Source organism: Agromyces luteolus (assembly GCF_009729855.1).
Classification (GTDB): domain Bacteria; phylum Actinomycetota; class Actinomycetes; order Actinomycetales; family Microbacteriaceae; genus Agromyces; species Agromyces luteolus.
In genome coordinates, this window is record NZ_WODA01000012.1 from 1 (window position 1) to 15,092 (window position 15,092).

Here is a 15,092-nt window from a genome sequence, read left to right on the forward strand (position 1 = left end):
AGGCCCAGGCCCCGGCCCCGGCTCCGCAGCAGGAGGCCCCGGCGCAGCCGCAGGCCCCGGCCCCGCAGCAGGAGGCCTCCGCGCAGCCGCAGGGCGGCGCGCACGCCGGCACCTCCGGCTACGTGACCCCGATCGTCCGCAAGCTCGCCAACGAGCAGGGCGTCGACCTCGCCTCGGTCACCGGCACCGGCGTGGGCGGGCGGATCCGCAAGCAGGACGTGCTCTCGGCGGGCACCCCCGCCGCAGCCGCCGAGGCCCCCGCCGCCAAGGCCGAGCGCCAGCCGCTCGAGACCTCGCCGCTGCGCGGCACCACGCAGCCCATGACGCGACTGCGCAAGGTCGTCGCCGAGCGCGCGGTCGTCTCGATGCAGTCGACGGCACAGCTCACCTCGGTCGTCGAGGTCGACGTCACGCGCGTCGCGCGACTGCGGGACCGCGTCAAGGGCACGTTCCAGGAGAAGACCGGGACGAAGCTCTCGTTCCTGCCGTTCTTCGCCCTCGCCGCCGTCGAGGCGCTGCGCGCCTACCCGATCATCAACTCGACGGTCGACGGTGACGCCATCGTCTACCCGGAGCGGGAGAACCTGAGCATCGCGGTCGACACCGAGCGCGGCCTGCTCACGCCGGTCGTGCGCGACGCGGGCGAACTCGACATCGCCGGCCTGGCCGGTCAGATCGCCGACCTGGCCGAGCGCACGCGCAACAACCAGCTCAAGCCCGACGAGCTGGCGGGTGGCACCTTCACGCTGACGAACACCGGATCGCGCGGCGCGCTGTTCGACACCCCGGTCGTGTTCCTCCCGCAGACCGCGATCCTCGGCACAGGCGTGGTCGTCAAGCGCCCGGTCGTGATCTCCGAAGACGGCTCCGACGCGATCGCGATCCGCTCGATGGTGTACCTCGCCCTGTCGTACGACCACCGGATCATCGACGGTGCCGACGCCGCCCGCTTCCTCACGGCGGTCAAGGCACGCCTCGAGGAGGGCGACTTCGAGGGCGACCTCGGCATCTAGTCGAACCACTCCCGCAGACGCCAACCGGCCTCGCTCCGCATCATCAGGAGCGAGGCCGGTTCGCGTCCATCGGCGCCGGGCACGCTGACCACGACGGCGTCGCCGAGGTCGGCGGTGACGGAGATCGCGGACAGGTCCGCCGGTCCCGGGCCGATCGACTCGCCGCCCGCGATCGCGGCGACGTCCCGGGCCTCGATCGGCGCGCCGGGTTGGGCGTACGCCGCGACGCAGGCCAGATCCCGGCCGGCGAGGCACCCCTGGCGGATCTCGAGCAGGGCGGCCGCCACCGCGGCCGGATCCATCCCTTCGGCCTCGATCTCTCCGGATGCGTCCCGTGCGACGACGTCCGTCCCGTCTCCGACGGCCTCGGAGGCCGCCTCGGCCGTCGGGTCGGAGGTCGGATCCGTCGACGCGTTCGCGTGTGTGTCGGCTGCGGAGTCGGCTACCGTCGGCGCGGCGTCGCCCGCCGCGGCGGGCGGCACGGCCGTGAGCAGGAGCACGAGCGCCCCCGCGCCGACGAACCCGCCCGTGGCGAGGACCGCCGGACGGCGTCGAATCCATCCCCGGAGCCGCCGGCGCAGGGCGGCTGCGGCGCCCTCGTCGAGCGTTCCCTCCAGCCCGTCGGCGATGCCGGGCAACTGCGCCAACTCGGCGAGGCGACGCGCCGTGCTCCGGCGGGACGGGAGGACCGGCGGGACCACAGGTTCCGGCAGGGCGAGCCTCGGCGGCTCCGTCGTCGATGGAAACGCGTGCAGCGCTCCCCCATCCGATTCGACCCGGTCCGTTCCGGCCACCGCCGGCGGCACCCGCGAGGGCAGCGATCCGCCCGGTGCCGACCGCTGCGGGACGATGAGCGGCACCGGTTCGGCGATCGCGAACAGCGCCCGCTCGATCGTCTCGTGGTCGGGGGCGAACGGGCGGCCGTGCAGCATCCCCCGCGCGAGTTCGATCGGCGGACCGAAGCGCGCCGGCGCGATCGACCCCGCCACGACCGCCTCCATGAGGTCGACGAGCGCGGCGTGCGCACGCCGGGCGTGCTCGGTTCGTTCCGAGGCGGGCACTCGCGCATCGGTCCGCGCGAGCGCGCCGAGCCCGATGAGGCGCGGACGCCCGGCCTCGTCGACGAGCACGTCCGACGGTGCGAGTCGGCTGTGCACGAGTCCGCGGCGACCGAGTTCGCGCACGGCGACGAGGAGCGGAGCCAAGGCGGTGACCACCTGGCCGGGCGAGAGGTGCGCGCCGTCGAGCATCGATGCGAGCGTTCGCCCGCCGATCCGTTCGACGACGAGGCACGCACGACCGTCGGGAAGCGTCGCGACGTCGAGGAGCCGTGGCACGGTGCACGTCGGGTCGTGCTCCATCGCGTCGATCTCCCTCGCGATCGCCTCGTCGTCGGCGGAGCGATCGTAGACGCGGACGACGACGAGCACGGGCTCGGGTTCGGGTTCGTCCGGGGATGCGATCGGGGGCCTCCCCACCACCGCGAGGTGCACGTCGGCGCGCTCGCCCGACGCCAGCCTCCGGAGGATCCGGTAGCCCGCCAGCATCGCGTCCGTCGTGCTCGGGGCGTGCGGGGCGCGTGGCGCGGGAACGGCTGGGACGGTGCGGCGGCCGACGGATCGGTGCGCGCGACGCGAGCGAGGGGGCATGTCGCCCGATCCTGCCCGGACCGACCGCCGCGCGGAGCGCTCCTCGCCTCCGCCCGGGATCCCCGCGGAAGCCACCGGACGGTGGAGGACGGGACGCCGCCTAGACTGGACCCCATGCTCGACTACGTCGACACGGGGCTAAGCGCCAACTCCGTGCCGTACAGCGAGGGCCTCTCCCTCCAGCGCGCCGTCCATCAGGCGGTGGTCTCCGGTCAGCGACCCGACACCGTCATCCTCCTCGAACACGAGCCGGTCTACACCGCCGGCAAGCGGACGTCTCCCGACGAGCGGCCGACCGACGGCACCCCCGTCGTCGACGTCGACCGCGGGGGCAAGATCACCTGGCACGGGCCCGGCCAACTCGTGGGCTACCCGATCCTCCGCCTCGCCGAACCCATCGACGTCGTCGGCTACGTCCGACGGCTCGAGGGCGTGCTCATCGACGTCCTCGCCGGGTACGGCATCGACGGCCGCCGCGTCGACGGGCGTTCCGGCGTCTGGATCGTCCGCGACGGAGTCGAGGAGAAGATCGCCGCGATCGGCATCCGCGTCGCCGAGGGCGTCACGATGCACGGGTTCGCGCTCAACTGCTCGAACTCGCTCGATCCGTACGCGAAGATCGTCGCGTGCGGCATCCGCGACGCCGGCGTCACGACGATGTCGCGCGTCCTCGGTCGCACCGTGACGCCTGCCGACGTCGCGAGCGCGGTGCAGGCCCGGCTCGACGCCGAGTTCGCACCGGCGGTGGTCGCATGAGCGCCGATCCCGGCGGGCGGCGGATGCTGCGCCTCGAGGTCCGCAATGCGGAGACCCCGATCGAGCGCAAGCCCGAGTGGATCAAGACCCGCGCGAAGATGGGGCCGGAGTACCGGCAGCTGCAGCAGCTCGTCAAGTCCGAGGAGCTGCACACCGTCTGCCAGGAGGCGGGCTGCCCGAACATCTACGAGTGCTGGGAGGACCGCGAGGCGACCTTCCTCATCGGGGGCTCCCAGTGCACGCGTCGCTGCGACTTCTGCCAGATCGACACGGGCAAGCCGGCCGACTACGACGTCGACGAGCCCCGCCGCGTCGCCGAGTCGGTGGTGCGGATGCAGCTGCGCTACTCGACCGTGACGGGCGTCGCCCGCGACGACCTGCCCGACGAGGGCGCCTGGCTGTACGCCGAGACGATCCGCCAGATCCACGCCCAGTCCCCCGGCACCGGAGTCGAGATCCTGGTCCCCGACTTCTCGGGCGACCCGGACCTGCTCGGCGAGGTGTTCTCCGCGCGGCCCGAGGTGTTCGCGCACAACGTGGAGACCGTCCCGCGCATCTTCAAGCGGATCCGTCCGGCGTTCCGCTACGAGCGCTCGCTCGACGTCATCACGCAGGGACGCGCCGCGGGCCTCATCACGAAGTCCAACCTGATCCTCGGGATGGGCGAGGAACGCGCGGAGGTGTCGCAGGCGCTCCGCGACCTGCACGACGCCGGCACCGACATCATCACGATCACCCAGTACCTCCGTCCGAGCCCGCGGCACCTGCCGGTGGCGCGATGGGTGCGTCCGGAGGAGTTCGTCGAGCTCAAGGCAGAAGCCGAGGAGATCGGCTTCCTCGGCGTGCTCGCCGGTCCGCTCGTCCGCTCCTCCTACCGCGCCGGACGCCTCTGGGCGCAGTCCATGCAGGCGAAGGGCCGCCAGCTCCCGCCGGAGCTCGCGCACCTCGCGGACGCCTCGCTCGGCTTCGCGCAGGCGGTCGGCTGAACGACGCCTGAACGACGGGTGCCATCGGGGCCGCTCGGATCCGCGCTCGCGGTCCGAGCGGCCCCTCCGCCGCCGGTATCCTTGAGGCATGGCACGCACGAAGGACGCCGGGTCCGCTCCCAAGCCCCCGAAGGAGCCCGGCCGCATGAAGCAGATGTGGCAGGTCTTCCAGATGACCCGCCGCTACGACTCCAGCGCCCAGTGGCTCATGCTCCTCGGCTTCCTCGCGCCCGTCGCCGTCGGCCTCGGCCTCGCGCTGTGGCTGAGCGGTGGGAACGGCTTCACGATCGCGCTCTGGATCATCGCCGGCGTCCTCGCAGGCCTGCTGATCGCCCTCGTGATCCTCGGCCGCCGCGCAGAGCGCGCGGCCTACTCGCAGATCGACGGCCAGCCCGGTGCGGTCGGCGCGGTCCTCCGCAGCGGGCTCCGCGGCAGCTGGGTCGGCAACGAGATGCCGGTGGCCGTGAACGGCAAGACGCAGGATGCCGTCTACCGCGCCGTCGGGCGCGGCGGCGTCGCGCTGATCAGCGAAGGGCCCCGTTCGCGGACCGAGCGCATGCTCGCCGACGAGAAGCGCAAGGTCGAGCGCGTGCTCCCGAACGTGCCCGTGACCACGTTCTCGGTCGGACACGAGGAGGGCTCGGTCGAGTTGCACCGACTCGCCGCGACGCTCCGGAAGACCAAGCGCAGCCTCACCAAGCCCGAGGTACTCGCGGTCACGAACCGGCTCAACTCGCTCCAGGCGCCGCTGCCCATCCCGAAGGGCGTCGACCCGATGCGGGTGCGCCCGCAGCGCGGTCGCATGCGCTGACCCGCGACGACGTCCCGCGGCATCCGTTCACGAGAGCGGATGCCGCAGCCGTCTGCGGCCCGGAGGGCCGATCAGGCGCGGATGAGGACGGTGCCCGCGACCTTGTCGTGGAATCCGCGCTGGTCCGAGTCCCAGACGAGCGCGGGAACGACGACGACGAGCAGGAGCGTGCGGACCACCGGCCGCCACGGGCCGACCCAGCCGCCGCGGATCGGGACCACGCGCATGCCGAGCAGCCGGTGGCCGACGCTGCCGCCGATCGTCGGGATGAAGATCACCTGCATCAGCGCGAAGATCCCGAGCGTCGCCCAGGACTGTGCCGTCGATGCGTAGGGCCCGACGAGCAAGGCGATGACGTTCGCGATGAGCCAGTCGACCATGATCGCCGCGATGCGGCGACCGACACGGCCGACGGACCCCGTGCCCTCCTCGGGGAGGCCGAGCCGTTCGCCGGGGTAGGTGCTGGGCGGGATGTCGCCGGTCGGGTTCGCGGGGTCTGGCACCGGACGAGTCTACCGATCGGCCACCGTGTAACACGCTCGAAACATCGGTGTCATGGCAGGGAAACCCCGCCCGGATAGCGTCGCAACCGGTCGAACGACTGCGTCCTCGTCCCCAACCTTCCCTTGGAGCACCGTCACATGTTCAGTGATTCTTCCGAAGTCCTCAAGTTCATCAAGGAGACGGACGTCAAGTTCCTCGACATCCGCTTCACCGACCTCCCGGGCGTGCAGCAGCACTTCAACATCCCGGCCTCCACCGTCGACGAGGACTTCTTCACCGTCGGCCAGCTCTTCGACGGCTCCTCGATCCGCGGCTTCGCGTCGATCCACGAGTCCGACATGCAGCTCATCCCCGACGTCTCGACGGCCTACGTCGACCCGTTCCGCGCCGAGCGGACGCTCATCATGGTCTTCGACATCTACAACCCGCGCAACGGCGAGATCTACGGCAAGGACCCGCGCCAGGTCGCCAAGAAGGCCGAGAAGTACCTCGCCTCGACCGGCATCGCCGACACGGCCTTCTTCGCCCCCGAGGCCGAGTTCTACATCTTCGACGATGTCCGCTACGAGGTGAAGCAGAACGCGAGCTTCTACTCGGTCGACTCCAGCGAGGGCGCCTGGAACTCGGGCCGCGCCGAGGAGGGCGGGAACCTGGCCAACAAGACCGCCTACAAGGGCGGCTACTTCCCGGTCTCGCCGGTCGACCAGCACGCCGACCTCCGCGACGACATCGTGCTCAAGCTCATGGAGGCCGGCCTCGAGGTCGAGCGCTCGCACCACGAGGTCGGCACCGCCGGCCAGGGTGAGATCAACTACAAGTTCGACACGATGGTCCACGCGGCGGACGACATCCTGAAGTTCAAGTACATCGTCAAGAACACGGCGAACGAGTGGGGCAAGACGGCGACGTTCATGCCGAAGCCGCTCTTCGGCGACAACGGCTCGGGCATGCACACGCACCAGTCGCTCTGGAACGACGGCAAGCCGCTGTTCTACGACGAGGCCGGCTACGGCGGCCTGTCGGACGTCGCTCGCTGGTACATCGGCGGCATCCTCCGTCACGCCCCCGCCCTGCTCGCCTTCACCAACCCGACGGTGAACTCGTACCACCGCCTCGTGCCGGGCTTCGAGGCCCCGGTCAACCTCGTGTACTCGGCGGGCAACCGTTCCGCCGCGATCCGCATCCCGATCACGGGCACGAACCCCAAGGCCAAGCGCATCGAGTTCCGTGCGCCGGATGCCTCGGGCAACCCGTACCTCGCCTTCGCCGCGCAGCTCATGGCCGGCCTCGACGGCATCAAGAACCGCATCGAGCCGCACGAGCCCGTCGACAAGGACCTCTACGAGCTCCCGCCCGAGGAGGCCAAGGCCATCCCGCAGGTGCCGGGTTCGCTCGACGCCGTGCTCGACGCGCTCGAGGCCGACCACGACTTCCTCCTCGAGGGCGGCGTGTTCACCAAGGAGCTCATCGAGACCTGGATCGACTACAAGCGCGAGAAGGAGCTGAAGCCGCTGGCCCAGCGTCCGCACCCGTTCGAGTTCGAGCTCTACTTCGGCGTCTAGTCTCTCTCCCCCATCCCCCCAGAGAGCCGAGGGCCCGTGTCGCGTTCTGCGACACGGGCCCTCGTGTCGTCCCGGACGAGCACGACGTCAGGACGGCGCGCGACGATCGGCGAAGGGCCGGGGCAGGATCAGGACGGACGCGCCTCAGCCGACCGTCGGCTCGCGGCGCGGTTCGACGCCGTAGAAGCCGCGCTCGAAGACGGCCCGCGCGCGACGCGTGACGGCGAGGTAGTCGTGTTCGAGGGCCGTGGCCGAGCCGGGCGGGTAGCCCATGATGCGCGCGACGCCCTCGAGCTGCGTGCGCTCGACCGGAAGCACGTCGGTCGTCTTGTCGAGCCAGAGCGTCAGGGCCGAACGCGCGCGCGAGGCGACGATCCAGGCCGCGCGGAGGGTCTCGGCGTCGGACGGGTCGAGCAGGCGCGCCGCGACGGAGGCCGCGAGCGCATCGAGCGTCGAGGTCGTCCGGAGTGCCGGGACGTCTGCGGCGTGCTCGAGCTGGATGAGCTGCACGAACCACTCGACATCGCTCAGGGAACCGCGCCCGAGCTTCAGGTGCCGGGTCGGATCGGCCCCCTGCGGGAGGCGCTCGTTCTCGACGCGCGCCTTGATGCGCTTGACCTCGCGGACCTCCTGGTCGGCGATCCCGCTCGGGTAGCGCACGGTGTCCGCCAGCTCGGTGAAGTCGTCGATGAGCGGCCGGTCGCCGGCGACACCGCGCGCGCGGAGCAGCGCCTGCGCCTCCCACGTCAGCGACCAGCGCGCATAGTACGCCCGGTACGCCTCGAGTGAGCGGGCGATCACCCCGTTTCGTCCCTCGGGGCGGAGTCCGGCGTCGAGCTCGAACGGGAGTCGGGCGTCCTCGCTCGTGCGCACGAGCTCCGACACGATCTTCAGCGCCCGGGTGTGGGCGGCGTCGGGCTCGGCGGTGGTCGGCCGGTAGACGTAGAGGATGTCGGCGTCCGAGCCGATGCCCAGCTCGCTTCCGCCGAACCGCCCCATGCCGATGACGGCGAACTCGATGCCGTCGTCGCCGCGTCGGATGGCCCGGAGCAGCGACTCCAGGTGGGCCTCGACGACGTCGCTCAGCCCGTGGCCGAGTTCCTCGACCGTGCAGACGTCGAGGATCGCGGCAAGGGCGAGCCGGAGCACCTCGCGGCGTCGCATGGCACGCAGCACCTTGGCCGCGGCCTCCAGGTCGCCGTGGCGAGCCAGGACGGCGTCGCCCTCCTCGCGGAGTGCCGAGAGCGGACGCGGCCGGAGCTCCTCGACGTCCTCCAGCCACGCGACCGCCTCCGGGATGCGCTCGAGCAGTTCGCCCGCGAAGCGGGAACCGGAGAGCACGCGCGTGAGCCGCAGCGCCGCATCGGACGAGTCGCGCAGGAGTCGCAGGTACCAGTGCGTGGTGCCGAGCGCGTCGCTGACCCGTCGGAAGGCGAGCAGGCCGTAGTCGGGGTCGGCGCCGCTCGCGAACCACGAGATGAGCACCGGCATCAGGTGGCGCTGGATCGTCGCGCGGCGGGACACGCCCGCGGTGAGCGCGGCGATGTGGGCGAGAGCGCCGCGCGGGTCCTGGAACCCGATCGCGGCGAGACGGGCTTCGGCCTGCGCGCTCGTGAGCTCGAGCCCGTCTGCGGGGAGGGCGGCGACCGCGGAGAGCAGTGGACGGTAGAACAGGCGTTCGTGCAGGCCGCGCACTCGACGGCGGGTCGCCTGCCAGGTGTCGGTGACCTCGCCGGCCGTCCGGGCGAGCCCGGACGCGCGCGCGAGGACCCGCCGCTCCGCGTCGTCGCGCGGCATGAGGTGCGTGCGGCGCAGGCGCGCGAGCTGCAGCCGGTGCTCGAGGACACGGAGGACCCGGTAGTCGCGTGAGAACTCGGCGGCCTCCTCGCGACCGACGTACCCGTGCTCGGCGAGGGCCGCGAGGGCGGGAAGGGTTCCGGCCTGGCGGATCGTCTCGTCGGTGGCACCGTGGACGAGCTGCAGGAGCTGCACCGTGAACTCGATGTCGCGGAGACCTCCCGGCCCGAGCTTCAGCTGGACGTCGACCTCGTCGGACGGGATGTGGTCGGTCACGCGCTCCCGCATGCGCTGGACCGACTCGACGAAGCCCTCGCGCGATGAGCTCGACCACACCTTGGGCGCGACGCCCGCCGCGTACCGCGCACCGAGGTCGCGATCGCCCGCGAGCGGCCGGGCCTTGAGCAGCGCCTGGAATTCCCAGCTCTTCGCCCAGCGGTCGTAGTACTGCAGGTGCGATTCGAGCGTGCGCACCAGCGCGCCGTCCTTGCCCTCCGGCCGCAGGTTCGGGTCGACCTCCCAGAGCGGCGGCTCGATCCCGGGTTCGCCGATGGCGCGCATCATCGTCATCGCGAGCCTCGTCGCGATCTCCAGTGCGCGTGGCGTCGAGACCACGTCCTCGTCGGCGGACTCGGCGACGAAGATGACGTCGACGTCGCTGACGTAGTTGAGCTCCCGAGCGCCGGCCTTGCCCATGCCGATGACCGAGAGCCGCGTCGCGGCCACCTCGGCCGCCGGGAACCTGCCCGGCGCGGCCGGCTCGCCGTCGCCGCGTGCGGCGAGCCTCCGTGCCAGATGGATGGCGGCCTCGATCGCTCCCCCGGCCAGGTCGGCGAGCCCCGATGCGACGGTGTCGAGGGCGTCGACGGCGTCCGCGCGGGTGAGGTCCCAGATCGCGACGCCGGCGAGCAGGCGCCGGTAGCGGACGCGCAACGCCCGCGCGCCGGCATCCGCCTGCTGCGCGAGCGGTGCGTCGACGGATGCCGCGGCCGCGACGAGTTCGTCTGCGGCCTCGGCCTCCGACGGCGGCGGTGCGGGCTGGTCGTGCAGCAGCGCCAGCTCGTCGAGGTTCCGGAGGAAGAACTCGGCGAAGCCGCGTGACGCGCCGAGGAGGCGAGCGGCGCGGTCCAGCGCGGCGGGATCGCGGAGGAGCGCAGCGATCGGCTCCGGGGCGCGCTCGTGGAGTCGGCGGAGCTCCGCGAGCGCCTGGTCGGGGTCGGCGGCCGCGCCGAGCGCGTCGACCAGTCCCTCCGGCTCGATGCCCGCCGCCTCGGCGAGATCGGTGGACTGCCCGGCCGCGAGATCGAGGTCGTCGAAGCCGGCGCGCGCGAGCGCACCGAGGGTCGGGGCGGTGCGCGTCATCCGGTGCCGACCGTCAGAGGATCTCGAGGTTGCGGTGCAGCTCGAACGGCGTGACCTGCGTCCGGTAGTCGCGCCACTCGGCGCGCTTGTTCGCGAGCACGTAGTTGAAGACGTGCTCGCCGAGCGTGTCGGCGACGAGCTCGGAGGTCTCCATGTACTCGATCGCGTGGTCGAGGCTCGCGGGAAGGGGCCGGTAGCCGAGCGCCCGGCGCTCGCTGTCGGTCAGCGCCCAGACGTCGTCCTCGGCCTCGGAGGGCAGCTCGTAGCCCTCCTCGATGCCCTTGAGGCCGGCGGCGAGGAGCAGCGAGAAGGCGAGGTAGGGGTTCGCCGCGGAGTCGATGGCGCGGTACTCGACGCGTGCGCTCTGGCCCTTGTTCGGCTTGTAGAGCGGCACGCGGACGAGCGCCGAGCGGTTGTTGTGGCCCCAGCAGATGAAGCTCGGCGCCTCGTCGCCGCCCCAGAGACGCTTGTAGGAGTTCACGAACTGGTTCGTGACCGCCGAGATCTCGTTCGCGTGACGGAGCAGGCCCGCGATGAACTGGCGGCCGATCTTGGAGAGCTGGTACTGCGCGCCGGGCTCGTAGAAGGCGTTCGCATCGCCCTCGAAGAGCGACAGGTGCGTGTGCATGCCCGAACCGGGCTTGTCCGAGAACGGCTTCGGCATGAACGTCGCGTACACGCCCTGCTCGATCGCCACCTCCTTCACGACCGTGCGGAAGGTCATGATGTTGTCGGCGGTCGTGAGCGCGTCGGCGTAGCGGAGGTCGATCTCGTTCTGGCCGGGTCCGGCCTCGTGGTGGCTGAACTCGACCGAGATGCCGAGGTCCTCCAGCATGCGGACGGACCGGCGGCGGAAGTCGTGCGCGGTGCCGCCGGGGACGTTGTCGAAGTATCCCGCCGAGTCGACCGGCTGCGGGCCCTCGGGGCCGTACTTCGACGACTTCAGGAGGTAGAACTCGATCTCGGGGTGCGTGTAGAACGTGAACCCGGCGTCGGCGGCGCGAGCGAGCGTGCGCTTGAGGACGTTGCGCGGATCGGCGACGGCCGGCTCGCCGTCGGGAGTGGTGATGTCGCAGAACATGCGCGCCGTGGGGTCGATGTCGCCCCGCCAGGGCAGCGTCTGGAAGGTGGTCGGGTCGGGGTAGGCGAGCAGGTCTGACTCGAAGGTGCGGCTGAGGCCCTCGATCGCCGAGCCGTCGAAGCCGATGCCCTCCGTGAACGCGCCCTCGACCTCGGCCGGCGCGATCGCGACCGACTTGAGCGTGCCGACGACGTCGGTGAACCAGAGCCTGACGAACTTGACTCCTCGTTCCTCGATGGTCCGGAGAACGAAGTCGCGCTGCTTGTCCATGCACACCCTTCCTCGATGGTCTCAGCGTAGTCGGTCGGGCCCGGCCGTCCCGCCCGGATGACGGCGGTGCTGTGCGAGACTGGCGCCATGTCCGACCACGCATCCGACGGCGCAGCGACCCCCTCCGAGGCCCCTGTGGCCGAGAACCCCTACGGCGGGGCGTCGAGTGCCGCGAGCGGCCCCAAGCGCGTCCGCACGCGGCACTTCCAGACCGCCAAGCGCGACGGAATCAAGATCACGGGACTGACGAGCTACGACCAGCTCACCGCGCGCATCTTCGACCGGGCCGGCATCGACTTCCTGCTCGTCGGCGACTCGGCGGGCAACAACGTGCTCGGCTACGAGACGACCCTCCCCGTCACGGTCGACGAGCTTATCCCCCTCACGCGCGCCGTCGCCGGCGCGGTCGAGCGCGCGTTCGTCATCGCCGACATGCCGTTCGGCTCGTACGAGAACGGGCCCGACGAGGCGCTGCACACCGCCATCCGCTTCATGAAGGAGGCCGGCGCGCACGCGGTGAAGCTCGAGGGCGGCGAACGCAGCCAGAAGCAGATCCGCCGGATCGTGGGCGCCGGCATCCCGGTGATGGCGCACATCGGCTACACGCCGCAGAGCGAGCACGGCCTCGGGGGCCACATCATCCAGGGGCGCGGCGAGGGCGTGAAGCAGCTGCTCGCCGACGCGCAGGCGATCCAGGACGCGGGCGCATTCGCCGTCGTGCTCGAGATGGTGCCGGCCGACGCCGCACGCCAGGTCACCGAGCTGCTGCACATCCCGACCATCTCGGTCGGCGGCGGCCCGCACTGCGACGGGCAGCTGCTCGTGTGGACCGACTGGGCCGGGCTGACCACGGGGCGCATCCCGCGGTTCGTCAAGCAGTACGCGGACCTCGCGGGGATCCTCGGCGACGCGGCGCGCGAGTGGGCGGCGGATGTCGCCTCGGGCGCCTACCCGACGGAGGAGCACTCCTACTGAGCGGCCACCGGGCCCGCCGGGCCGGGCGTCACTCCTCGGCGGCGTCCTCCTCGGCCCATTTCGCGCTGTTGGCACGGAGGATCTCCAGCGCCTGCTCGGCCTCCGCGCGCGTCTCGAACGGACCCACGCGCTCGACGGCCGGCGAGACGAATCCCTCCTCGACCTCACCGGTGTTGAGGTTGTACCAGAACTGATGCTCCACGTCCCTCGACATAGGCTGATCCTATGCCCAAGGACCCCGCCGGTCGCCTGATCCCCGGCCGACTCTCACCCCTGCGCGCCGTCCCGGCGTCGATCCCGCGACCCGAGTACGTGGGACGCGCGGCGCCGTCGCCGAACACGCGCGGCGACCGCTACTCCCCCGCCGAGGTCGAGCGGATCCGGGCCGCCGGGCGCGTCGCGGCCGGCGCGATCGCGGCCGCCGCGGCCGCCATCCGTCCCGGCGTGACGACCGACGAACTCGACCGGATCGCGCACGAGCACGTCATCGACCGCGGTGCCTACCCGTCGACGCTCGGCTACCGCGGGTACCCGAAGTCCTCGTGCACGTCGGTGAACGAGGTGATCTGCCACGGGATCCCCGACGACACCGTCCTCGCCGACGGCGACCTCGTCAACCTCGACGTGACCGCCTACCTCGACGGCATGCACGGCGACACGAACGCCACCTTCGTGGTCGGCGAGGCCGACGAGGAGGCGCGGCTGCTCGTCGATCGCACGCGCGAGGCGCTGGCCCGCGGCATCCGCGCCGTCGCCCCCGGTCGACAGGTGAACGTCGTCGGCCGCGCCATCGAGTCGTACGCCAGGCGCTTCGGCTACGGCGTCGTGCGCGACTACACGGGCCACGGCGTCGGGCGCGCGTTCCACACCGGGCTCGTCATCCCCCACTTCGACGACCCGAACGCCACGACGGTGCTCGAGACCGGCATGGTGTTCACGATCGAGCCCATGCTGACGCTCGGGACGACCGAGTGGGACCTCTGGGAGGACGACTGGACCGTCGTCACCCGCGACCGGTCGCTCACCGCGCAGTTCGAGCACACGCTCGTCGTCACCGAGCGCGGCGCCGAGATCCTGACCCTGCCCTGAGCGGGTCGACGGGCCCGAGCCGGGCGCGGACTCGCGACGCCCGCGCGGTATCGTGGCGCCATGGCGACTGAACGCGCGATCGGCATCGACATCGGCGGAACCGGCATCAAGGGTGCGGTGGTCGACCTCGGCACCGGCGAACTCGTCACCGACCGCATCAAGGTGAAGACGCCGCCCGGCGGCCGGCCGGCCGACATCCTCGAGGCCACCGGCGAACTCCTCGCCGAGGTCGCGGACCGCGGCCACACGTCGCTCCCGCTCGGCGTGTGCTTCCCCGCGATCGTCAAGCACGGTCGCACGCTGTCCGCGGCGAACGTCTCGGACGAGTGGATCGGCCTCGACGCCGAGCAGATGTTCGAGAAGGAGCTCCGCAGCGAGATCCACTTCATCAACGACGCGGATGCCGCCGGCTACGCCGAGGCGAACTTCGGCGCCGCGAAGGACGAGGACGGCCTCGTCATCCTCACGACGCTCGGTACCGGGATCGGCTCGGCGCTCGTCTTCGACGGCGTCGTGGTGCCGAACAGCGAGCTCGGGCACCTCGAGATCGACGGCCACGACGCCGAGACGCGCGCCGCGTACTCCGTGATGGAGCGCGAGGGCCTGTCGTGGAAGCACTGGGCGGAGCGGCTCCAGCGCTACTACGCGCACGTGGAGTTCCTGTTCTCCCCCGACCTGTTCATCGTGGGCGGCGGCGTGTCGAAGCACCACGAGCACTTCCTGCCGCTGCTCGACCTGAAGACGCCGATCGTGCCGGCCGTGCACCGCAACAACGCGGGCATCCTCGGCGCCGCCGCGCTCGCGGCGAAGTTCTGAACCGCGTGCCCGCGCGGGGCGGGCGAGGCGAGCGGGCCGGCTGATACGCCGGGTTCTGTTCACCGGGCGCTTGCGCGACACCGGCTGGACGGCCATCTCTCTCGGAGCTGCGTCACCGCAGCCCTCCAGCGGCCTACCCGGGGACGGGACGGGCCGCCCCATGGTCCCCTGTCTGGCCTTGCTCCGGACGAGGTTTACCGAGCCGACCGCGTCACCGCGGCCGCTGGTGGGCTCTTACCCCACCGTTTCACCCTTACCGCGGGCCGAAGCCCGTGGCGGTCTGCTTTCTGTGGCACTGTCTCGCGGGTCACCCCGGGTGGGCGTTACCCACCGTCCTGCCCTGCGGAGCCCGGACGTTCCTCGGCGCCCGATCGCTCGGGCGACGCGGCCGTCTTGCCGACCCGCTCGCTCCTCAAGGCTA

13 protein-coding genes and 1 other RNA gene are annotated in these 15,092 nt (G+C 71.7%); 8 read left to right on the plus strand and 6 right to left on the minus strand.

The features are described from left to right. The coding region (sucB, locus tag GLX25_RS07045) for a 2-oxoglutarate dehydrogenase, E2 component, dihydrolipoamide succinyltransferase (RefSeq protein ID WP_155841627.1) at positions 1–1,013 on the plus strand (1,013 nt) is incomplete at its 5' end. Here sucB and GLX25_RS07050 read toward each other — a convergent pair. Continuing rightward, positions 1,010–2,662: a serine/threonine-protein kinase gene (locus GLX25_RS07050; RefSeq protein ID WP_155841629.1), complete on the minus strand. Its 1,653-nt coding sequence runs from the start codon at positions 2,660–2,662 to the stop codon at positions 1,010–1,012. The two genes, sucB and GLX25_RS07050, sit on opposite strands and share 4 nt — an antisense overlap. Positions 2,663–2,776: 114 nt before the next feature. On the opposite strand from GLX25_RS07050, the gene lipB reads away from it, so the two are divergent. From lipB to GLX25_RS07065, 3 genes are all read left to right on the plus strand, one after another. Beyond that, positions 2,777–3,418 carry a lipoyl(octanoyl) transferase LipB gene (gene lipB / locus GLX25_RS07055; RefSeq protein WP_155841631.1) on the plus strand — a complete coding sequence of 214 codons (642 nt, stop codon included), beginning with the start codon at positions 2,777–2,779 and terminating at the stop codon, positions 3,416–3,418. After that, positions 3,415–4,404: a lipoyl synthase gene (gene lipA, locus GLX25_RS07060; RefSeq protein WP_155841633.1), complete on the plus strand. Its 990-nt coding sequence runs from the start codon at positions 3,415–3,417 to the stop codon at positions 4,402–4,404. Before lipB ends, lipA begins: the two co-directional genes overlap by 4 nt. Before the next feature lie 88 nt (positions 4,405–4,492). Further along, positions 4,493–5,215 carry a DUF4191 domain-containing protein gene (locus tag GLX25_RS07065; RefSeq protein ID WP_155841635.1) on the plus strand — a complete coding sequence of 241 codons (723 nt, stop codon included), beginning with the start codon at positions 4,493–4,495 and terminating at the stop codon, positions 5,213–5,215. A 71-nt stretch (positions 5,216–5,286) separates the two neighbouring features. Here the strand turns inward: GLX25_RS07065 and GLX25_RS07070 are convergent, their stop codons facing one another. Then, positions 5,287–5,718: an RDD family protein gene (locus tag GLX25_RS07070; RefSeq protein ID WP_166548564.1), complete on the minus strand. Its 432-nt coding sequence runs from the start codon at positions 5,716–5,718 to the stop codon at positions 5,287–5,289. A 138-nt stretch (positions 5,719–5,856) separates the two neighbouring features. On the opposite strand from GLX25_RS07070, the gene glnA reads away from it, so the two are divergent. Continuing rightward, on the plus strand, positions 5,857–7,281 hold the full coding sequence (glnA, locus tag GLX25_RS07075) for a type I glutamate--ammonia ligase (RefSeq protein ID WP_155841637.1): 1,425 nt from the start codon (positions 5,857–5,859) through the stop codon (positions 7,279–7,281). Positions 7,282–7,425: 144 nt separating this feature from the next. On the opposite strand, the gene GLX25_RS07080 is transcribed toward glnA, so the two are convergent. Together GLX25_RS07080 and GLX25_RS07085 are read right to left on the minus strand one after the other, a co-directional pair. Beyond that, complete coding sequence (locus GLX25_RS07080) at positions 7,426–10,440, minus strand: bifunctional [glutamine synthetase] adenylyltransferase/[glutamine synthetase]-adenylyl-L-tyrosine phosphorylase (RefSeq protein ID WP_155841639.1); 3,015 nt, start codon at positions 10,438–10,440, stop codon at positions 7,426–7,428. Between the two features lie 13 nt (positions 10,441–10,453). Then, positions 10,454–11,791, minus strand: a complete 1,338-nt coding sequence (locus GLX25_RS07085) for a glutamine synthetase family protein (RefSeq protein WP_155841641.1) — start codon at positions 11,789–11,791, stop codon at positions 10,454–10,456. An 87-nt stretch (positions 11,792–11,878) separates the two neighbouring features. On the opposite strand from GLX25_RS07085, the gene panB reads away from it, so the two are divergent. Continuing rightward, the gene (gene panB, locus GLX25_RS07090; RefSeq protein ID WP_155841643.1) at positions 11,879–12,766 is read left to right on the plus strand and encodes a 3-methyl-2-oxobutanoate hydroxymethyltransferase; all 888 of its coding nucleotides are present in this window, start codon (positions 11,879–11,881) and stop codon (positions 12,764–12,766) included. A gap of 28 nt (positions 12,767–12,794) precedes the next feature. Here the strand turns inward: panB and GLX25_RS07095 are convergent, their stop codons facing one another. Next, positions 12,795–12,980 carry an SPOR domain-containing protein gene (locus GLX25_RS07095; protein WP_155051278.1) on the minus strand — a complete coding sequence of 62 codons (186 nt, stop codon included), beginning with the start codon at positions 12,978–12,980 and terminating at the stop codon, positions 12,795–12,797. A gap of 11 nt (positions 12,981–12,991) precedes the next feature. On the opposite strand from GLX25_RS07095, the gene map reads away from it, so the two are divergent. Continuing rightward, complete coding sequence (gene map / locus GLX25_RS07100; protein WP_155841645.1) at positions 12,992–13,855, plus strand: type I methionyl aminopeptidase; 864 nt, start codon at positions 12,992–12,994, stop codon at positions 13,853–13,855. A gap of 60 nt (positions 13,856–13,915) precedes the next feature. Then, positions 13,916–14,671, plus strand: a complete 756-nt coding sequence (gene ppgK, locus GLX25_RS07105; RefSeq protein ID WP_155841647.1) for a polyphosphate--glucose phosphotransferase — start codon at positions 13,916–13,918, stop codon at positions 14,669–14,671. Positions 14,672–14,699: 28 nt separating this feature from the next. Here ppgK and rnpB read toward each other — a convergent pair. Further along, positions 14,700–15,075, minus strand: an RNA gene (rnpB, locus tag GLX25_RS07110) — RNase P RNA component class A. Positions 15,076–15,092: the final 17 nt, after the last annotated feature.